Consider the following 19763-nt stretch of genomic DNA (forward strand, 5'->3'; position numbering starts at 1 on the left):
ATCCTCCCCCAGCTTGTCTGGGGGAGGGGGACCATCCGCAGGATGGTGGAGGGGTTCTTACCAACCGTCGTTATCGAGCCCCTCCACCATTCGATGCGCGAACGGTCCCCCTCTCCGAGCAAGCTCGGGGAGGAATTAAGCGGCCCCCTGCAGTTTTCATTCAAAACTTAATTGCCTAGTTAAGAATGCCTCTGGACAGCCCATGAACCATGGCTAATGTCGCGGCCATGACCATGCCATCCCCGCTTTGCGACAACCTGCGCCTGCCCGTCATCGGGTCGCCGCTCTTCATCATCTCCGGCCCCGAGCTCGTCATTGCGCAATGCAAGGCGGGCGTGATCGGGTCGTTCCCGGCGCTCAACGCGCGGCCGCAGAGCCAGCTCGACGAGTGGCTGCACCAGATCACCGAGGAACTGGCCGAATACAACCGCGCCAACCCCGATGCGCCCGCCGCGCCCTATGCGGTCAACCAGATCGTCCACAAGTCCAACGACCGGCTGGAAGCTGACATCATGACCTGCGCCAAGTGGCAGGTGCCGATGGTGATCACCTCGCTGGGTGCGCGCGAAGACCTGAACAAGGCCGTGCACGACTGGGGCGGCATCACCATGCACGACGTGATCGACGACCGCTTCGCGCGCAAGGCGATTGAAAAGGGCGCAGACGGCCTGATCCCTGTCGCGGCTGGCGCCGGCGGCCACGCCGGCACCATCTCGCCCTTCGCGCTGATGCAGGAAATCCGCCAGTGGTTCACCGGCCCGGTGGCCCTGTCCGGATCGATCGCCAGCGGCGCGGCCATCCTAGCCGCGCAGGCGATGGGCGCGGACTTCGCCTATATCGGCTCGGCCTTCATCGCGACGGCCGAAGCGCGCGCCGACGATGGCTACAAGAACGGCATCGTCGAGGGCAAGGCCGCCGACATCGTCTATTCCGACCTCTTCACCGGGGTGTCGGGCAATTATCTGCGCCAGTCGATCGTCAACGCGGGTCTCGATCCCGACAATCTGCCCAAGGGCGATTACAGCACGATGAACTTCGGCTCGGGCGGCAACACCGATGCCAAGGCGTGGCGCGACATCTGGGGCAGCGGCCAGGGCATCGGCGCGGTCGACAAGGTCGATACCGTCGCCGACATGGTCGGGCGCCTCACCCGCGAATACCACGCGGCGAAGGAATCGCTGCTCGCGCGCTCTGCCTATTGATCGCCTTGCATGGGCCGCCCGGGAACGGCGGCCCGTTTGTTTGGTCATCGACGGTTAAGCTCGAAACCGGCTTATTCCTCCCGGGTGTTGACGAATATCGAGGGGGATAGATTGTCATGCGTGCAATCGCTGTCGTTGCGGCTGCTTCACTTGTCTGTTCGGTTCACGCCGAGGCCGCGCCCAAGGCCCAACTGCCCGAGGAACTTGTTCTCACCGGCGACAACCTGATCGACGTGACGATCAACGGTCTGCCCCTGCGGCTCGAGGTGCGCCCCGAAGCCGCCGATGCCCCCATGCTCAACCCGGATGTCGCGGCCAGGCTGCAACTGAAACCCGGCATGTTCGGCTTCATCACGGTGGTGGGCCCCGAGCGGGTGAGCGGCGATTCGGCCGTGCACAAGGTCGATTACGGGGTCGGCCCCAAGAACCAGCGGATTTTCTGGGCCGACCGCGCATCCTCCACCATCGCCGATGGCACCATTAGCCCTGCCTCGCTGCCCTACAAAAGGGTGCGCTTCCAGCTGGCGGCGGCTGCTGCCAGTGAACGCACGCAGCAGCTGCCGCTCGACAATTTCGGCTTTCTTGGGCGCGGCGGGATCGGCACGACATTTGCGCTGGAGGGGGAAGAGGTTCGCTTCCAGTTCAGCCTGCAGCGTCCGGAAACCCTGGCCAGCGCCCCCACCGGCAACTGGCTGGCGCGAAAGCGCGAGGGCCGGTTTACCGGACAACCCCGCCAGACCCTGATCTATTTCGGCATCCAGCGGCCCACCCGCGCGATGACGCTGTCAAAGCCCATCCCCGTCGGCCAGACCATGCTGGACACGGTCGATGTGCGTTACAGCGATTATGGCGATGCCTCGGGCATTGCCGAGCAGGAAGCAACCGAGGGCGGAGATTCGGACGAAATCGTCGTCGTCGCCAAGAAGGAAAAGAAGGTCGATCTGCGCATCGTTGCCGGCAGGCGGTTCCTGCAAGGCTGTTCCAGCCTGCTCTACGACCTGCAGCAGCGCAACCTGACGCTCAGTTGCAAGGCCGAGTGATGATCAGAGCGGCCGTGAGCCCGTCACGTCATAGGCGGTGATCGTCCGGTCATGAATGCCGTGCGCGGCGCTGGCGGCGCGCCACTCGGCCATGTGCGCGCTGGCGGCATGCGCCTTGAGCGCCGCCTCGTCCTGCCAGGATTCGCTCACCCGGATCAGTCCCGGCTCCACGACGTCGTGCGCAAAGGCGTAATGCCCGCAGCCCGGCTCCGCACGGCTCAGTTCGATCATCCGCGCCATCGCCGGTTTCACAGCGTCCAGCTGGTCGACCGGGAAACGATAAAAGCCTGCAATCACGATCATGGCCCGGCCCCCTTCTAGATTTCCAGCTGGCTGCCGAGTTCCACCACGCGGTTGGAGGGCAGGTTGAAGAACTCCATCGGGCTGGCCGAGTTGCGCAGCATCCAGGCGAAGATCTTCTCGCGCCACACCGGCATTCCGGGGCGTTCGGCGGTGAGCAGGGTCTGGCGCGAGAGGAAGAAGCTGGTCTGCAGCATCTCGAACTTGCCGCCGCACAGCTCCTTCACGTCCTTGAGCGCAGCGGGCACATCGGTCGACTGCATGAAACCATAACGCAGCACCATGCGGTAGAAGCCGTGTCCCAGGCTTTCCACCTGGAAGCGGTTGGCATCGGTGACATAGGGCACCTCCATGATCTGCACCGTCAGAATGACGACGCGCTCATGGATGACCTTGTTGTGCTTCATGTTGTGCAGCAGCGCGGTCGGCACGCCGGTGGTCGCCGATGCCATGAAGATCGCGGTGCCCTTGACCCGGGTGGCCGAACCTTGCGCGGACTTGACGAACACCTCGATCGGCAGCGCGCTTTCGATCATCGTCTCGCGCATCAGCTTGCGACCGCGCGCCCAGGTGGTGAGCAGCGTGAAGGTGAACGCGCCGATGACCAGCGGGAACCAGCCGCCATCGGGAATCTTGGTGGCGTTTGCCAGGAAGTATGCGCCATCGACCACCACGAAGGTGACGATGACGGGAATCGCCATCCACAATTTCCACTTCCACATCGCGATCAGCAGCACCGCCATCAGGCAAGTATCGATCAGCATCGCGCCGGTCACCGCGATGCCATAGGCCGCGGCAAGGTTGCTCGAGCTCTGGAAGGTCAGCACCAGCAGGATCACCGCGATCATCAGCACCCAGTTGATCAGCGGGATATAGATCTGCCCGCTTTCCGAAGCGCTGGTGTGCTTGATCGACAGCCGCGGGATATATCCGAGCTGGATCGCCTGATGGGTGATCGAGAACGCGCCCGAGATCACCGCCTGGCTGGCGATGAAGGTGGCCGCGGTCGCGAGCAGCACCAGCGGCAGCCTCAGCATGTCGGGCGCGAGCAGGAAGAACGGGTTCTTGATCGTCTCGGCAGCCTCCGCAGGGCCCATGCCGATGATCATCGCGCCCTGGCCGAAATAGTTGATCAGCAGCGCGGGCATGACGAAGCCGAACCACGAGAGCCGCAAGGGACCGCGCCCGAAATGGCCCATGTCCGAATACAGCGCCTCGGCGCCCGTCACCGCGAGGACGACGGAGCCCAAGGCGAGAAACGCAAACCAGCCATCATTGATGAAGAACCGTACCGCGTACCACGGGTTCAGCGCCAGCAGGATCTCGGGATTGAACAGGATCTGGTAGACGCCCAGCACCGTGATCGTGGTGAAATAGAGCACCATGATCGGCGCGAACAACGTCCCGATCTTGGCGGTGCCGCGGGACTGGATGAAGAACAGGAATACCAGCAGCGCGACCGCGATCGGGATGACGAGCGGTTGCAGCCCCGGATTGACCACGGTCAGCCCTTCGACCGCCGACAGCACCGAAATTGCGGGCGTGATCATGCTGTCGCCATAGAACAATGCGGTGGCGAATACGCCCAGCAGGATGAGCAGCCAGCCATAGCTGGTGCGTCCGATGCTGCGCGAGATCAGCGCGACGAGTGCGAGGCTGCCGCCCTGCCCCTTGTTGTCCGCACGCATCAGGATGCTGACATATTGCACCCCCACGACCAGCGTCATCGACCAGAAGATCAGGCTGACGACGCCGAAGATATGCTCGCGGTCAGGGGTAAGCGGATGGTGCCCGGCAAAGGTCTCGCGAAACGCGTAGATCGGGCTGGTGCCGATATCGCCGAACACGATGCCGATCGCGCCGAACGCGAGCAACGCCACCGAACTGCTGTGCGTGTCAGCGTTGCCAGCCTGCTGGGCCACCTGTTCGCCCGCCATCGACCCGGCACTCGGTTGCTCTGAGGGCACTTCTGAAGGAGTATCAGTCATCATCGGGCAGTGTGCGAACGCGTGAAGGCCAGGCAGCCCGCGTTCATCGTCCCCTTTCGCCTATCGCCAAATCGGCAATGGCACGCGGATTAGCATGCGGCATGATGCGGTGCAATATAATCGCGGTGTGACGATTATGGTTGTGAATCAACGGGTTGTGCTGGATCCGCAGACGGCGGCACCGATCCGGGCATGCCCAGCGCGGGCGCACCGCTCTGCTGGGCGATCAAAGCATCGATCCGCGCGAGTCGTGTGGTCAGGTCCTCGCGCCATTCGGCCTCGGGCGGGGAGCGCTCGAGCAGTTCGCCCCAGATCGCCCGCGCCTGCTGCAACTGACCCGATGTGGCGAGCGCCAGCCCCAGGAAAAACGGCGGTGCGGGGTGATCGGGGGTCAGCGTCGCGGCCTTCTGATAGGCGAACTGCGATGCAGGCGTCAGCAGGCCGTTGCTGTGGCCGACCAGCGCATTGCCGAGCGCCACCCACAGATCGGTGTCCTCGGGATAGGTCTCCAGGCCCTTGCTGAGCGCGGTGGCGGCGGTGGCGAACTTGCCCTGGCGGCTCTGCGCATCGGCGAGCACCAGCCAGGCGCGGGCATCTCCGAAGTTGCCGCCCATCTCGTCGCGCTGCTTGGCGAGGTCCTCGTCGAACATGCTGAGCTTCTCGACCGGCTCCTTGGGCGATCCGGCGAGCGAGGGCTGGCCCTGCCAGGCATAGCCTGCAATCCCCAGGAACAGCGCGGCACCCGCAAGTTCCCACGCCCGGCGCGGCAGCTTGCCCAGCCAGATCATGCCGGCCATGATGGCCACGGCCACCAGCAGAACGATCACCCACGCCATCAGCTCTTGTCTCCGGTTGCCCTGGCCTTGCCAAAGCGCTTGCGGGCGATGATGCCTGCGAACAGCAGCAGCACGATCGGTGCCGCGAAAAGCGGCCAGGTCATCGCGGTCACCTGCGGTTGATAGGACACCCAGTCGCCATAGCGTTCGATCAGCCACGCCCGGATCGCCTCAGGGTCTTCACCTGCTGCGATGCGCGTGCGCACCTGATGGCGCATATCGCCTGCCATCGGCGCGTCCGAATCCGCGATCGACTGGCTCTGGCAGGTCAGGCAGCGCAGCGTCATCATCAGATCCTGCGCGGACTTTTCCTTCGCCGGGTCATCGAGCTGCTTGTAGGCGTAGGGCGCGGGCGGAAGAGTATCCTGCGCGGCGAGCGGCTGCGCGAACAGGGCGAGGAGCAACAGGATCAGGCCCCGCATCACTGCGCTTCCTTCAGTTTCTGCAGGATCACGGGCACATGCTCGGGACGGATGTCGCCGATATGCTGATAGGTGATCATGCCCTTGCCATCGATGACGAAGGTTTCAGGGACGCCCGACGAGCCCAGGTCGAACTGGATCTTGCTGACATCGTCCGCGCCGATCCGCGCATAGGGGTTGCCGTTGCGCGCAAGGAACGCCTGCACGTCTGGACCGCGATCACGGATTGCGACGCCGTTGATCTCGACCCCGGCATCGGCGAGCTGCTGCAGATACGGCGCCTCGGCGATGCAGGGCACGCACCAGCTGGCAAAGACGTTGAGCAGCCGGGGCTTGCCATCGGTGAAGTTGGTGCGCGCCAGCGCGGGCCGGTCGGGCACTGCCTGGGGCAGATCGAAATCGGGCAGCGGCTTGCCGATCATCTGCGAGCTGATGGTGCGATCGCCGGGCGCGATCAGGCCGCTCGCAAACACGGCGAACAGCACGCCGAACAGCGCGAGCGGCAGCCAGATGGCCCAGTGTTTCATGCGATCAGAAGGCTCATGCCAGCGCTTCCTTGCCCCCGGCAGCGGGCGTGCCCGGAGCAGGCGCGGCGATCGGCTCGTACTCGGGCTGGTCCTTGCGGCGCAGGTCGCGCGAGGTGCGCCCGACCAGCGCGAGAATGCCGCCCAGCCCGATCATCAACCCGCCATACCAGATCAGCGGCACGAAAGGCTTCCACCACAGGCGAAGCTGCCAGCGGCCATCCTCACCCTCTTCGCCCAGCACGACGTACAACTGGCCGTTCCAGCGGGTCAGCAAGGCGGCCTCGTTGGTCGCGGTCGGCGGCGATGCGAACATGCGCGATTGCGGATTGAGCACGGTCTGCACGTTGCTGTCGCCATAGCGCGCGACCAGCCGCGCCTCGAGCGCGGTCCAGTTGGCGCCGGCGATCGGGCGAACACCCTGCATCTCGATCGTCCAGGGGCCGACCTTGTGGCTCTGGCCGAATTCGCTCGCCACCAGCTTTTCGGTGTTGAACGCGCTTTCGGATGCCATTCCGGCGAGCGCAACCGCGATCCCCAGATGCGCGATGACCATGCCGTAGATATGCGCCGGCGTGCGGCGCAGGTTGCGCTTCCACAAGGGCAGCACGCTGGCGACCGCCAGACCTGCTGCAAACACGAGGCCGAGCAGGGGCAGCACGCCGATATCGCCGCCGAACACCACGACCAGCGCCAGCGTGGCTGCGGCCACGAGCGCAGGCACCGCCATCAGGCTGGTGAGCTTGCGGCCATTGTCCGAGCGCCAGCGCATCAGCGGGCCTGCCGCCATGATGATCAGCATCGGGAACACGAAGATCGCGCTCACCGGATTGAAATAGGGCGGGCCGACCGAGACCTTGGTGTCGAACGCCTCGGTTACTAAGGGATAGAGCGTCCCCATCAGGACAATGCCCAGCACGCCGACCAGCAGCACGTTGTTCATCACCAGCGCGCCTTCGCGGCTGAACAGATGGAAGCGCGCGCCTTCGGTGACGGTCGATGCGCGCAGCCCGAACAAAGCGAGCGCGCCGCCGATATAGATCGCGAGCAACGCGAGGATGAAGCTGCCGCGTTCCGGATCGACCGCAAACGCATGCACGCTGGTCAAAATCCCCGAACGCACCAGGAAGGTGCCGACCATCGACATCGAGAACGCGACCACCGCGAGCATCACCGTCCATGCCTTAAGCGCGTTGCGCGTCGCCAGCACGCTCACCGAATGCAGCAAGGCGGTTGCGGCGAGCCAAGGCATCAGCGAGGCGTTCTCGACCGGATCCCAGAACCACCAGCCGCCCCAGCCGAGTTCGTAATAGGCCCACCACGATCCCGCGGTGATGCCGAGCGTGAGGAAAATCCACGCGCCCATCACCCAGGGGCGCATCGCGCGGGCAAAGGCGGGGCCGACATCGCGGGTGATCAGCGCGCCGACCGCGAACGAGAACGCGATCGAAAGCCCGACATAGCCGATATAGAGCGTCGGCGGATGGAAGGCGAGACCGGGGTCCTGCAGCAGCGGGTTGAGGCCGTTGCCCTCCACCGGCGCGGGGTTCAATCGCTCGAAGGGGTTGGAGGAAAACAGCATGAAGGCATAGAAGCCCAGGCTGACGAACGCCTGGCCGGCCAGCGTCGCGACCATCGTGCGCTCGTTCAGCCGCCGCTCGAGCAGCGCAACGAAACCGCCCGCCATGCCCATCACGGTCACCCACAGCAGCATTGAGCCTTCGTGATTGCCCCACGCGCCGGCGACCTTGTAGATGATGGGCTTGAGCGAATGGCTGTTCGCCGCGACCAATTTGACCGACAGGTCGGTGCGCAGGAACAGAACGATCAGCAGCGCGAAGGCAATCGCGACCAGCACGCCCTGCACCACCGCGATCGGGCGGATCGCGCGCAGGAACTCCGCACCGCGCGCGGTCAGCGCATAGCTGCCAAGGCCAAGCTGCAGTACCGCGAGCGCTGCGGCGAGCCACAGCATGGCAAGCGCGATTTCTGCGATCATGGCTGCTGCACCGTACCTGCGACCTTTTGGACATCGGCCTTGGTCATGTCGCGCATTTCGCGCGGCACGTAGTTTTCGTCATGCTTGGCGAGCAGGTTGTCGGCGACGAAGAACCCCGCCTTGTCCATCCGGCCCTCGGCAACCACGCCAGATCCCTCGACGAACAGGTCGGGGGTGATACCGGTAAAGCGCACCGGGACCGTGCCCTTGCCGTCCTCGACGATGAAATCGATGGTCACGCCGTCCGCCTGGGTCTTGATCGACCCGCGCTGCACCATGCCGCCCAGCCGAATCGCCTGGCCAGGCTCGACACCCTTTTCGGCAATGTCGCCCGGGGTGTAGAAATAGCTCGCCTGATCGCGCAGCGCATAGGCCGCGATCAGCCCCGCCGCCAGCAGGCCGACAAAGGCGATGCAGATCAGGACGAGACGCTGGTGTTTGGCTTTCATGGATTTGTCCGGTTCACTTGCGCTTGAGCGCATCAAGCCGCGCTTCTGCGCGCTTCAGGGCGATCCAGCAATAGCCGATCAGACCGATGGTCCCGCCGATGCCCAGCGCATAGGTCATGATGACATAGGTCCACTGGGTCATGCCGCAGCCAGCCTGCGCATCCGCGCCTCTATCCGGATATCCGCCAGCAGGGTGCGCATCCGCATCAGCACGATCGCGCCGAAGATCAGCGAGAAGCCGATCACCGCCATGCCCAGGGGCCACAGGAACGCAGGGTCGATCGCCGACTTGCCCATGGTGATACTGGCCGGCTGGTGCAGGCTGTTCCACCAAACCACCGAGCGGTTGATGATGGGCACGTTGATCGCTCCGATCAGCCCGAAGATCGCAGCGACCCGTCCGGTGCCGTTCCGCCCGGCCGCGGCATCCTTCTGGCTGGCATCGGCGAGCGCCATGTAGCCGAGATACAGGAACAGCAGCACCAGCATCGATGTCAGCCGGCCGTCCCACACCCACCAGGTGCCCCAGGTGGGCCTGGCCCAGATCGATCCGGTGGCAAGGCACAAGGCGCAGAAGAACGCGCCGGGCAGCGCCGAGGCGCGCGCGGCGATTCCGGCCAGCGGGTGCCGCCAGACAAGCTCGACCAGGCTGGCGATGGCGATGCTGGTCCAGCCCGCCATGCCCAGCCACGCGGCCGGAACGTGAATGTAGAGAATGCGCACCGTCTCGCCCATCAGCCGGTCGGCAGGGGCGTTGAACAGTCCGAGAAACAGGGCGATTGCGACCATGATCAGGCCGGTCACCATCAACGCCGGGGTCAGCGGACGGGCAATCGACAGAAATCGCGTAGGATTGGCAAAACCGTGCATGAGCGAGCGTTGCGTCAGCTTCCTTGCGCCGAGGCATATCGGCGTCGTCCCTTGTTGCCACGATGCTGGCACAGCCTCAAGGGAATTTGCGTGGGGGCTGGCCAACTGACGGCCGAGAGCATGCAATTGCAACTCTCCCCTCCCGCATGCGGGAGGGGAGAATTTATCTTCAACCCCGCCCGATCAGCTTCTGCGCCATCGCATCCGCCACTGCGGCGGGCGACTGGCCGGTCGAACGGCTTTCCTGCCAGATGCCGGTGAGCCGCTGGGGGATCCCCGTCAGTCGGGCGAGCACATCCTCGACCTGTGCGGTGCGGCCTTCGGCCTGTGCGAAATATTCGAGCGCGACCGAGATGATGCCGCCTGCGTTGATCACATAGTCGGGCGCATAGAGGATGTCGCGGTCGACCAGCATGTCGGCGTGGTGCGGCCGCGCGAGCTGGTTGTTCGCGCCGCCCGCGACGATCTTGACGTTGAGCTTCTCGATGCTCTCCGAATCGAGGATCGCGCCCAGCGCGTTGGGGCTGAACACATCGGCCTCGACCTGCATGATGCGGTCGGCAGAGACGGTCGTCGCGCCCAGTTCGTCGGCCAGCGCCTGCGCGCGGTCGGCGTTGACATCAGCGAGCGTCAGATCGGCGCCCTCTGCCGCCAGCAGCCGGGCAAGCCCGCCGCCGACGCTGCCGGTGCCCTGCACCGCGATACGCACGCCCTTGAGGCGGTCGGTGCCCAGCTTGAACTGCACCGCCGCCTTGACGCCCTGGAAGATGCCATTGGCTGTGAACGGGCCGGGATCGCCGCCTGCGGAACCTTCCTGCTGCACCGGCAGGCCCGAGACGAAGCGGGTGCGCTTGGAGATCGCGACCATGTCGGAGTCCGACATGCCGATATCCTCGGCGGTGACATAACGCCCGCCCAGGGCCTCGATCGCATTGCCAAAGGCTGCGAGCATTTCGGGGGTCTTGCGGCTGTCGGCATCGGCGAGGATCACGGCCTTGCCGCCGCCCATCGGCAGGCCGGCCATGGCGTTCTTGTAGCTCATGCCGCGCGAGAGGCGCAGCGCATCGGTGATCGCGCGGCCCTTGTCGGCATAATGCCAGAAGCGCGTGCCGCCGCCTGCGGGGCCAAGCTTGGTCGAGTGGATGGCGATGATCGCCGAAAGACCCGAGGCGCGGTCGTGCACATACTGCACGGCCTCATGCTCGTCGAAGTCAGGCAGATCCCAATAGCTTTGCACGCGCGCACTCCCCCGGCTGGTCATGACGCGGCGGGGGCCGAAGAGCCTCGATATCAAGGGCAGATGGGGCGACCGAGGGGTCTCGAACCCCCGACCTCCGGTACCACAAACCGGCGCTCTAACCAACTGAGCTACGGTCGCCACACACTGCACACGCCACGCGGAGGCGCTCCTTAGGAGCGCGTGGGGACAATCGTCAAGCAACGATTGGCGCGGCTCGCTATCTTACAAAGCATGGGCCCAATGCAAGGGAAAATGCGGAAATCTGTCGTAATGCTGTAATTAAATTAGGCGGGCGCTTACGGCTCGCCGATCCGCCGTGCGATGATGCGCGCGGGCGTCAGTTGCGCGTCGAGCAGGCTGGTCTGCCGCCAGCGACTCTCGCCCTGCGCGATCACCAGATCGAGCTCGAACCAGCGGCTGACGATCTGCGGCTGCGATTCGATTTCGGGCCCGAAGGTCTGCGATTGCAGCGCCAGCGGCCGCCAGAAGTCGGCGATCCGGGCATAGCCCAGCGGCGGGCGCTGCTCGATCAGCCGGCGCGCGCGCTCCAGCGGGATCTGGCCGGGGGCGAGCATCATGATCAGCGGAGCCTGCTCGGGCAGCAACGTGTTGACGTTGATCGGCGAGAGAATCGCATCGGGCAGCGCGCAGATCCAGGGCTCCAGCCGGGCATAAAGCTGCGGTGTCATGCCGCGCAGCGCCTGCACTTCGCCCTTGTCGCCGAGCAGCTGGCCCGCAGTGCGAAAGGGTGCCTCGCCCTGCATGTAAAACTGGTCCTCGGCGCCGGCGGGCAGCGGCACGGAATCGGTGTCGATCCAGTCGGCCAGCGCATCGGCAAGCGCTGCTGAATCCTGCGCGGGCACGCCGAGCGCGGTCATCAGACCGGCGAACTGGCCGATGCCGACCGGCCGCGCGGCGAAGTCCCCGGGCTGGCCCGCCACCACCGAGTTCAGATTGAAACAATTCCCGCCATCGCGCACCGTCGCGGTGACGGTTGCCCCCGAGCCGTCATCGACGGGAAGCACCATTGGCGCACCCAGCCAGCCGCCGACATTGACGGTGCGCGCAGGGCTCTGGTCGAGCCGCCGCTTGATCTCGCGCGCAGCCAGGCCTTCGGCGCCCAGCGCCGCAAACCGCGCGCGGTCGGCAGCACCGGCGTTGCCCGCCAGCCTGACCGCAAGGTTGACGCGGTCGAGGATCAGCGTGGTCACGATCGCCATCACGGCAACCAGCAGCAGCACACTGAGCAGCGCAATGCCGCGCTCGGATGGCTTGCCCGGCGCGCTCATCCGCCGCCCCCGGCGACCAGGAACTGCATCACCAGCGGTGCCCCGGGGTTGCCCGCCTGCGCCAGGGTGAGCTCGATCGCGATCGGAAGTTCGTCGGTCCGCTGCGGGCGCCAGTCGGGTTGCCACACGCCAAGCCGGTCGCGAAAGCGCATCTGCACCGATTCGATCCCCTCCAGGATCGGCACCGGGGCCGATGTCGCCGCGCCATCGGCCTTGGGCGCGGTCGCGCGAGTCAGGCGGCCGTCGACCAGCGCCCATTCGACCCGCTGCAGGCTCGAGGCTCCGGGTTGCGGATCGATCTGCGGCACCTGGCGGGTGAAGCCGAGCAGCAGGCCATCTCCGCTCATCAGCGCAACCCTGTCGCTTCCCACCGCATCGCGCGACGGGCGCGGCAGCATCAGCGTCATGTCCTGCGCCAGGATCGCGGAGAAGCGGCGCAGATCGCCCATCTCCTCGAGCCGCACCGCGCTGCGCGCCTCGGCCTCGACGCTCTGGCGCAGCAGGAAAACGGAAGCGCTGGCGATCATTCCGAAGATGAACAACGCGACCATCATTTCGACCAGGGTGAAGCCGCGCTCCCCTTGCCCGCGCCCCTCCCCGTCATTCCCGCGAACGGTGACGAATGCAGGAATGGGGTGCACGTCGCTCACAACACCGGTCTCAGCACTGTCAGCGTCACCTCGGGTCCCGCCGCCTGCTTCACTGCCAGATCGACCTTGAGCATCTCGCCGCCATCCAGCGCGCTGGTGGTGCGCCGCCAGGTGAAGCTGCGCCCCGCATTGGTCGTTGCGCCTTGCGAATCGCCAAGCGAGGGCGGGTTGGGATCGGTCAGCGCCTCGACCGCGAGGTTGCGCACCACCACCTCGCTGTACAACCGGCTGTCGAGCTCGGCGGTCTGCATCAAGCTCGCCCCCTGCAGCTTGATCAGCGCGAGCGCGGCGATCGAGAACACCGCCAGCGCCACCAGCATTTCCAGCAGGCTGAAACCGGCTGATCCGGCGGAGGGACGGTGGCGAAGGGGCATGGCCGCTCATTTAACCGTCAATGCCCCGGCACGCCAGCCGTTTGCGGGGTTGAACTGGCGTGGAAATGCGGGCTAATCGGCGGGCGGACATGAGCCGCGCGTGGATCGGACCGATGAGCGAAACCAGCACCGCCAGCAACCAGTGTAACATCGCCGCCCTGATGAAGGTGCCCGGCATCCAGCGGGTGCCGACGCCGCGGCTCGAACTGTTCATCCTGCGCAATTTCCTGACGGCGGAGGAGTGCGCGCGGTTCGTCGCGAAGATCGATATCGACCGCCGCCCCTCGACCATCGCCGATCCCAATGGCGACCATTATTTCCGCACGTCCGAAACCTGCGACCTCAGCGCCGAGGATCCCGAGGTGATCGCGCTCGATGAAAAATTGAGCACGCTGTCCGGAATCGACCGGCAGTTCGGCGAGACGATGCAGGGCCAGCGCTATGATGTCGGGCAGGAGTTCAAGGCGCACACCGATTATTTCGAACCCGGCGGGCAGGATTACAAGCGCTACACCAGCGTTGCGGGTCAGCGCACCTGGACCTTCATGATCTATCTCAACGAGCCGGTTGCAGGCGGCGCGACCCGGTTCAAGACCATCGGCAAGTCGATCCAGCCCGAAACCGGCAAGCTGGTCGCGTGGAACAACCGCAGGCCCGATGGATCGCTCAACCCCGCGACCATCCATCATGGCATGAAGGTGCGCGAGGGGACCAAGTACGTGATCACCAAATGGTACCGTGAAAAAAGCTGGGGCTGGTGAGCCTCGGAACCTATCGCCCCGGGCCAGCGATGCTGGTCACCGCAGCGTTCATCGGCCCCGGAACGGTCACCGCCTGCGCGAGCGCGGGGATCGGTTTTGGCTACGCGCTGCTCTGGGCCCTGATGTTCGCGACTGTCGCCACGATCATCCTGCAGAACATGGCGGCGCGAGTCGCGATCGTCACCGGCCAGGGGCTTGCCGAGGCGATTCTGGCGGCGGCATCCAGCCTGCCGGTGCGCTGGGCAATGGCGGCGCTGATCTTCGCGGCGCTGGGCATCGGCAATTCGGCCTATCAGGCGGGCAACATCAGCGGCACGGGGCTGGGCCTCGCGCTGCTGGGCCTGGGCGATGCCACGCTCGCGCCGCCCCTGCGCGCGCTGGCGGTGGGCGGGCTGGCGGCGGCGCTGGTGATCGCCGGAAAGCCTGCCTGGCTTGAAAAGCTGCTGATCGCGCTCGTGCTGGCAATGTCGCTGGCGTTCATCGGCGGCCTGCTGGTGATCGATGTCGACTTGTCTTCGGCGGCGCGTGGTCTGCTGCCGGCCCTGCCTGCCGACAGTCTGTTCACCGCGATCGCGCTGATCGGCACCACGGTGGTGCCGTACAACCTGTTCCTGCACGCCGCATCGGTGCGCGGCCAGTTCAGCGCCGACCGCCAGGGCATCGCCGCTGCAAGCCTCGACACCGCGGTATCGGTAACCTTGGGCGGGCTGTTGTCGATGGCGATCGTGATCATGGGCGCTGCGACCAGCGCGCTGCCCTCCGCCGGGGCCGGGCCGCTGGACGAGGTCGCGCTGCGGCTGGAGGCGTTGTTCGGCAGTCCCGCGCGCATCGTCTTCGCGCTGGGCCTGGTGGGCGCAGGCTTCAGCTCGGCGCTCACCGCGCCGCTCGCCACCGGCTATGTGCTCGCCGAGATGATGGGTGGCAGCAGCGACCCGGAACGGCGCACCCGCATCTTCAAGCGTACCGCGCTGGCGGTGATTGCGATCGGCACCGCGTTCGCGGTGCTGGCGGTCAACCCGGTCGAATTGATCCTGATCGCGCAGTCCGCCAACGGCCTGTTGCTGCCGATCCTCGCCGTGTTCCTGCTCTGGGTCGCTTCGCGGCGTCAGAGCCTGGGCAGCTTTGCCAACGGGCCGTTGGCCAATCTGGCGGGGGGCTCCGTGGTGCTTGTGTGCACCCTGCTGGGGCTGCGGCTGATTTTGCGCGCGGCGGGCGTGTGGCCATGACCGCGCAAATCGACATCAACGCCGATCTGGGCGAAGACCCGCTCGCAGAGGCGCGCGACATCGCGCTGATGGCGCATATCTCGAGCTGCAACATCGCATGCGGCGGGCATGCCGGAGACGCCGGCAGCATGGCGCGGATGCTGCGCGCGGCGCGCGATGCGGGCGTTGCGGCGGGGGCGCACCCCTCCTATCCGGATCGCGCAGGCTTTGGCCGGACATCGCTGGATATGCCGCTGCCCGCGCTGATCGACTCGCTGATCGCGCAGGTTACCGAGCTTGCCCGTGTCGCGGCAGACCTTGGCGTTGCGCTCACCCATATCAAGCCGCACGGCATGCTCTACAACGATCTGGCCGACCGCGTGGAGATGGCCGAGGCGGTGGCTGACGCGCTGCACCGGGCCTTTCCCCGGCTCGCCCTGGTCGGCCTGGCGCATGGCGCGTTCGAGAGTGCGGCGGCGAAGGCCGGGGCGCGGTTCATCGCCGAAGGGTTCGTCGATCGCGGTTACACGCCCACGCGCCGCCTGGTGCCACGCAGCCGTCCCGGTGCGCTGATCGCGGGCGATGATGCCCGTGCCGCGCAGGCGCTCGCCATCGCCACCGGCCAGCCGCTCACCGCCGATGACGGCAGCCTGATCCATGTTATGGCGCAAAGCCTGTGCCTTCATTCCGACAGTCCCGGATCGGAACAAACCGCTTTGCGGATCGCCGAGGTGATGGCAAGCAAGGGCATAAGCATAAAAGCACCCGGAGAGCCGCCCGATGACCCTGCCGATCTACTGCGCCGATGACTGGTTGATGATCCGATCGCTTGGCCCGGATCAGGTGGCAGGGCTGGCACAGGCGGCACAGGGTCAAGGCTGGGAAGATGTGGTCCCGGGGCTCGACAGCCTCTCGCTGAGCTGGAACCCGGCGGAAAGATCGCTCGAGACGGCGCGCGCGGTTGCCGAAGCGCTGGTGGCCCAAGCGGACGCAGATCCGGCAGAGGGCACCCTGCCCCCGGTCACGCTGCACATCTGCTACGACGCGGTGTGGGCGCATGATGCGGAGATCGTCGCCGAACTGCTCGGGATCGCCACAGATGTCCTGCCGCATTGGCACGCCGCGCAGGATTGGCGCGTGGCCATGCTGGGGTTCCAGCCGGGCTTTGGCTATCTGGTGTGCGATGCGCATATCCCCGAGATTCCGCGCCTGTCCGATCCGCGCGCGCATGTTGCGCGAGGGTCGGTTGGCCTGCTCGGACAGATCTGCGGACTGTATCCGCACGCCGGGCCCGGAGGCTGGCCGATCATCGGCCGCATCGCCGAAACGCTGTTCGATCCGCAAGCCGCATCGCCCGCGTTGCTGACCCCCGGGCAAAAGGTGCGCTTCGAGCGCGTCGACGGCCCCACCCTCTCGCGCCTGACGGGAGAGCCCGCATGAGTCTCACCGTGATCAAGGCCGGCATCCAGTCGAGCATCCAGGCCGCGCCCTTCCGGGGCTTGCGCAAGCTTGCCGTGCCATCGGGAGGCGCAGCAGACGTGCTCAGCCTCGCGCTCGCCAACCGGCTGGTGGGCAAGCCGCTCGAGGCGGCAGCGATCGAAGTCACGCTGGGCCCTGCCGAGTTCCGCGCCGAGCGCGCCATGGCGGTCGCAGTGACCGGCGCGCCGTGCCAGGTCGCGATCAACGGCGAGGATGCCGAGCAGCACGAGACGCTGCATCTGGCCGCCGGAGACACGATCAGCATCGGCCGGGTCTGGGCGGGGTGCCGCACCTATCTGGCGGTCTCGGCGGGCATCGCGGTCGCGCCGGTGCTGGGTTCGCAATCGACGCTGATCGCAGCCGGGTTCGGCGGGCTCGATGGCCGCGCACTGGCCGATGGTGATGTCATCGCGCTGGAAGACGGCGACGCGGCGCCCGACAAGATCACCACCCCGGCAGAGCTTCAGCCGTTCTTCGGCCACGGCTTTGTGCTGCGCATCGTCGGCGGGCCCGAATCGGACCGGCTGGCGCTGGGCATGGCGGCGCTTTCGCGCAAGCGCTGGCGGGTGTCGTCGCGCTCCAGCCGCATGGGGCTGAAGCTGCAGGGCACCGCGATCGATCTCAATTCCGCAGCGCCGATCCGCAGCGGCGCGGTGTTCCCCGGCATCATCCAGTGCCCGCCCGACGGCATGCCCTATCTGATCGGCTGCGAAGGCCAGACCACCGGCGGCTATCCGCGCATCGGCCAGGTCATCCGCGCCGACCGGCACCTGATCGGCCAGCTCGCCCCCAATGCGACGATGCTGCTGGTGCCTGTTCAGGGCGACCAGGCCGAGCAGATTCATGCCGAGAAGCTGGGCCTCTGGGCCGAGTGGCTTCCCGGCCTGGCGCTGGGCTAGGCTCCTCTCAGCCGCCCATCGCGGCGAAGATCATCGGGCCACCGAGTTCGATCGACTTTGCATAAGCGGGGCGATCACGCAGCCGCTGCAGATAGGCGGCCAGCGCAGGGCGATTTTCGAGCAGCTTGCTGGCAGAGGCGACCTCGAGCAGATAGGCCATGTGGATGTCCGCACCGCTCAGCCGGTCGCCGACCAGGAACTCGTGCCCCGTCACCGCCGCCTCGACATGGTCGAGCAGCTTGACGACCTCAGCCCCCAGAAAACCGCCCAGCATCGGGCCCAGCCCGCCAAAGCGCGGGGCAAGCGCGGTGAAGATGATCGGGCTCGACATGGTACCCTCGGCAAAGTGCAGCCATTCGAGATAGGCGGGGCGATCTTTGGCGTTGGCGGGCGCCAGCGTGTCGCTGCCATAGCGCTCGATGAGATATTCGATGATCGCGCCCGATTCGACCATGCAATGGCCGTCGATGATCACTGTCGGCGCCTTGGACAGCGGGTGGACGTCCTTGAGCGCGGGCGGCGCGCGGAAGGTCTGGGGATCGCGCTGGTGGCGGACCATCTCATAGGGCGTTCCCAGCTCCTCCAGCAGCCAGATGATGCGGGTGGAACGCGAATATTCGAGGTGATGCAGCACGATGCTCATGGCATGTCTCTCCGGTCTGTTCTGTTTTGGGGAAGGCTTTTCGGGTTAGTCGGCAAGGATGGTCTGGTCGGCCCCCGGTGCGCCAGGCACGATGCCGGGATCGAGAAACCTGGGATCCTTGTCGATGTCCATCCAGTCGCTGAACGGACGGCCGTAGACCGAATCGAAGAACTCGTACGGCAGCCGGAAGGGGCGGGTCGATCCGCTGTTCCACAGCATCACGATGCCGTTCTGGGTTTCGGGATCGAACCACATCGCAGCACGATAGCCGTTGACCGCGCCGCCATGGCCGACAAGATAATGGCCATCATAGATATGGCTGCGCCAACCCTGGCCATAGCCGTGGCTGATGATCAGCGAATCCGGTCCGCTGCGGCCGCCGCGATAGGTCGCGACGCGCGGACGGTGGATTTCGGCACGCACCCCTGCAGAGACAACCTGCGGCGCCTGCCCCATCTGCGCCTGCATCCAGCGCGCCAGATCAATGATGTTCGAGCTGACACCGGCGGCGGCGGGGACGCGGAAATAGGCATCGGACAGCACCTGGACGCTGCCGCGCCGATAGGGCCGCGCCCAGCTTTTCGCGCCGGTAAGGTTCGCCATCCCCAGCCCTGCGCTGGTCATGCCCAGCGGCGCGAACAGCTGCTGCTGGGCCGCCATTTCGTAAGGCATCCTGGTCGCGTTGCCGACGATCTCGCTGAACGCATCATAAGCGACGTTCTGATAGCTGTGGCAGTCGCCCGGCAGGCACTGCTGCGGTACGGTGGAAAGCATATTGCGCAGCATCGGCGCAGGGTCGCCCGATTCCAGCTTGCCGTCATACGCGTTGCGCGACAGCCCCAGCCGGTGGGCGAGCAGATCCGGGATCGCCAGCCGGTTCTCCGCCCCGCCCGAAAGCTTCAGGCTGGTGCCGAACGAGGCCAGCGGCGCAGAAAGGCTGAGCCTGCCCTCTTCGGCCAGCTTGTACGCCAGCGTGCCTGCGACACCCTTGGAGACCGAAGCCCAGCGGAACACCGTCTGCGGGGTGACGGCAAGCCCGGCCTCGCGATCGGCAAAGCCATAGCCGCGGACAAAGGCCAGCCTGCCGTTCTCGACCGTCGCCACCGACAGCCCGACCATCTCGGGATCGCGCATCAGCCGGTTGATCCGCGCATCGAACGCGGCGTAATCGACCTTGCCCTGCCAGCGTTCGGGGGTGTCGGGCAATAGCTGGCTCGCCTGCGCGGCAATCGCCGGCGTTCCCGGCACCACCCCGCCACCGCGCGATACGCTCAGCCCCACCAGCAAGCCTGCGGCAGCAAGACCGCTGGCGGCCCAGACGACAGGACTGCGCAGCCAGTGCTTCATGGTGTCTCCGAACAGAAATTGCGCCCCGGCTGCAATGCGTTACCCGCCTTGTCTTAGCCAATATGCATGTTTTGCCCTGTAAAATGCTTAAGAGCAAGCCATGCCGGATTCGGCCTGTCGCCGGTGCTGGCCGGATCACCGGTTCGCCGCCCTGCCCAGCCCGATCGAGGCACCCGTGTGCAGCGCGTCACAGAGCTGCAAGCAGCGCCTGCTAATCGGGCAGGGAGCCTGCCGCTTGTGGACAGG

The 19763-nt window shown here is 66.1% G+C and carries 22 protein-coding genes and 1 tRNA gene; 7 read left to right on the top strand and 16 right to left on the bottom strand.

Annotated elements, in window-relative coordinates; all coding sequences use genetic code 11:
* Positions 1 to 227: 227 nt before the first annotated feature.
* Both IP68_RS03010 and IP68_RS03015 read left to right on the top strand, forming a co-directional pair.
* Positions 228 to 1202 carry a nitronate monooxygenase family protein gene (locus IP68_RS03010; protein WP_054133479.1) on the top strand — a complete coding sequence of 325 codons (975 nt, stop codon included), beginning with the start codon at positions 228 to 230 and terminating at the stop codon, positions 1200 to 1202.
* Positions 1203 to 1318: 116 nt separating this feature from the next.
* On the top strand, positions 1319 to 2242 hold the full coding sequence (locus IP68_RS03015; RefSeq protein WP_054133480.1) for a hypothetical protein: 924 nt from the start codon (positions 1319 to 1321) through the stop codon (positions 2240 to 2242).
* Between the two features lie 3 nt (positions 2243 to 2245).
* Here the strand turns inward: IP68_RS03015 and IP68_RS03020 are convergent, their stop codons facing one another.
* From IP68_RS03020 to gspI, 14 genes are all read right to left on the bottom strand, one after another.
* Entirely contained in the window at positions 2246 to 2545 is a 300-nt protein-coding gene (locus IP68_RS03020; protein WP_054133481.1) for a putative quinol monooxygenase, read from the bottom strand.
* Positions 2546 to 2559: 14 nt separating this feature from the next.
* On the bottom strand, positions 2560 to 4479 hold the full coding sequence (locus tag IP68_RS03025) for a potassium transporter Kup (protein WP_054133482.1): 1920 nt from the start codon (positions 4477 to 4479) through the stop codon (positions 2560 to 2562).
* 185 nt (positions 4480 to 4664) lie between these two features.
* Positions 4665 to 5366, bottom strand: a complete 702-nt coding sequence (locus IP68_RS03030) for a tetratricopeptide repeat protein (protein ID WP_054133483.1) — start codon at positions 5364 to 5366, stop codon at positions 4665 to 4667.
* Entirely contained in the window at positions 5366 to 5788 is a 423-nt protein-coding gene (locus IP68_RS03035) for a cytochrome c-type biogenesis protein (protein WP_054133484.1), read from the bottom strand. The genes IP68_RS03030 and IP68_RS03035 overlap by 1 nt, the downstream gene beginning before the upstream one ends.
* On the bottom strand, positions 5788 to 6315 hold the full coding sequence (locus tag IP68_RS03040; RefSeq protein ID WP_054133485.1) for a DsbE family thiol:disulfide interchange protein: 528 nt from the start codon (positions 6313 to 6315) through the stop codon (positions 5788 to 5790). The genes IP68_RS03035 and IP68_RS03040 overlap by 1 nt, the downstream gene beginning before the upstream one ends.
* A 13-nt stretch (positions 6316 to 6328) precedes the next feature.
* Positions 6329 to 8311 (bottom strand): heme lyase CcmF/NrfE family subunit, encoded by a 1983-nt coding sequence (locus IP68_RS03045; protein WP_054133486.1) that lies wholly within the window; start codon positions 8309 to 8311, stop codon positions 6329 to 6331.
* Complete coding sequence (gene ccmE, locus IP68_RS03050) at positions 8308 to 8760, bottom strand: cytochrome c maturation protein CcmE (RefSeq protein ID WP_054133487.1); 453 nt, start codon at positions 8758 to 8760, stop codon at positions 8308 to 8310. The genes IP68_RS03045 and ccmE overlap by 4 nt, the downstream gene beginning before the upstream one ends.
* A gap of 13 nt (positions 8761 to 8773) precedes the next feature.
* The gene (locus IP68_RS20720) at positions 8774 to 8902 is read right to left on the bottom strand and encodes a hypothetical protein (RefSeq protein ID WP_255352523.1); all 129 of its coding nucleotides are present in this window, start codon (positions 8900 to 8902) and stop codon (positions 8774 to 8776) included.
* Entirely contained in the window at positions 8899 to 9630 is a 732-nt protein-coding gene (gene ccmC, locus IP68_RS03055) for a heme ABC transporter permease CcmC (protein ID WP_054133488.1), read from the bottom strand. The genes IP68_RS20720 and ccmC overlap by 4 nt, the downstream gene beginning before the upstream one ends.
* A 169-nt stretch (positions 9631 to 9799) precedes the next feature.
* Complete coding sequence (locus tag IP68_RS03060; RefSeq protein ID WP_054133679.1) at positions 9800 to 10867, bottom strand: Glu/Leu/Phe/Val dehydrogenase dimerization domain-containing protein; 1068 nt, start codon at positions 10865 to 10867, stop codon at positions 9800 to 9802.
* Between the two features lie 64 nt (positions 10868 to 10931).
* Positions 10932 to 11008, bottom strand: a tRNA-His gene (locus IP68_RS03065).
* Positions 11009 to 11166: 158 nt separating this feature from the next.
* On the bottom strand, positions 11167 to 12159 hold the full coding sequence (gene gspK, locus IP68_RS03070) for a type II secretion system minor pseudopilin GspK (RefSeq protein WP_054133489.1): 993 nt from the start codon (positions 12157 to 12159) through the stop codon (positions 11167 to 11169).
* Positions 12156 to 12809, bottom strand: a complete 654-nt coding sequence (gene gspJ / locus IP68_RS03075) for a type II secretion system minor pseudopilin GspJ (RefSeq protein WP_054133490.1) — start codon at positions 12807 to 12809, stop codon at positions 12156 to 12158. Before gspJ ends, gspK begins: the two co-directional genes overlap by 4 nt.
* Positions 12806 to 13183, bottom strand: coding sequence for a type II secretion system minor pseudopilin GspI (gene gspI / locus IP68_RS03080; protein ID WP_054133491.1), 378 nt, complete (start codon positions 13181 to 13183; stop codon positions 12806 to 12808). The genes gspJ and gspI overlap by 4 nt, the downstream gene beginning before the upstream one ends.
* Positions 13184 to 13296: 113 nt before the next feature.
* On the opposite strand from gspI, the gene IP68_RS03085 reads away from it, so the two are divergent.
* From IP68_RS03085 to IP68_RS03105, 5 genes are read left to right on the top strand one after another with little or no spacing between them, the layout of a single operon-like run.
* Positions 13297 to 13944 carry a 2OG-Fe(II) oxygenase gene (locus IP68_RS03085; protein WP_082382101.1) on the top strand — a complete coding sequence of 216 codons (648 nt, stop codon included), beginning with the start codon at positions 13297 to 13299 and terminating at the stop codon, positions 13942 to 13944.
* Positions 13941 to 15170, top strand: a complete 1230-nt coding sequence (locus tag IP68_RS03090) for an Nramp family divalent metal transporter (protein ID WP_197275704.1) — start codon at positions 13941 to 13943, stop codon at positions 15168 to 15170. Before IP68_RS03085 ends, IP68_RS03090 begins: the two co-directional genes overlap by 4 nt.
* On the top strand, positions 15167 to 15958 hold the full coding sequence (locus tag IP68_RS03095; RefSeq protein ID WP_082382078.1) for a LamB/YcsF family protein: 792 nt from the start codon (positions 15167 to 15169) through the stop codon (positions 15956 to 15958). Before IP68_RS03090 ends, IP68_RS03095 begins: the two co-directional genes overlap by 4 nt.
* Complete coding sequence (locus IP68_RS03100; RefSeq protein WP_054133493.1) at positions 15930 to 16589, top strand: allophanate hydrolase subunit 1; 660 nt, start codon at positions 15930 to 15932, stop codon at positions 16587 to 16589. Before IP68_RS03095 ends, IP68_RS03100 begins: the two co-directional genes overlap by 29 nt.
* Positions 16586 to 17527: a biotin-dependent carboxyltransferase family protein gene (locus IP68_RS03105; RefSeq protein ID WP_054133494.1), complete on the top strand. Its 942-nt coding sequence runs from the start codon at positions 16586 to 16588 to the stop codon at positions 17525 to 17527. The genes IP68_RS03100 and IP68_RS03105 overlap by 4 nt, the downstream gene beginning before the upstream one ends.
* Positions 17528 to 17534: 7 nt before the next feature.
* Here IP68_RS03105 and IP68_RS03110 read toward each other — a convergent pair whose 3' ends face one another.
* On the bottom strand, positions 17535 to 18170 hold the full coding sequence (locus IP68_RS03110; protein WP_054133495.1) for a glutathione S-transferase family protein: 636 nt from the start codon (positions 18168 to 18170) through the stop codon (positions 17535 to 17537).
* Positions 18171 to 18215: 45 nt separating this feature from the next.
* Complete coding sequence (locus tag IP68_RS03115; RefSeq protein WP_054133496.1) at positions 18216 to 19517, bottom strand: serine hydrolase; 1302 nt, start codon at positions 19515 to 19517, stop codon at positions 18216 to 18218.
* Positions 19518 to 19763 lie beyond the last annotated feature (246 nt).

The sequence above is a fragment of the Blastomonas sp. AAP25 genome (assembly GCF_001295965.1).
Classification (GTDB): domain Bacteria; phylum Pseudomonadota; class Alphaproteobacteria; order Sphingomonadales; family Sphingomonadaceae; genus Blastomonas; species Blastomonas fulva.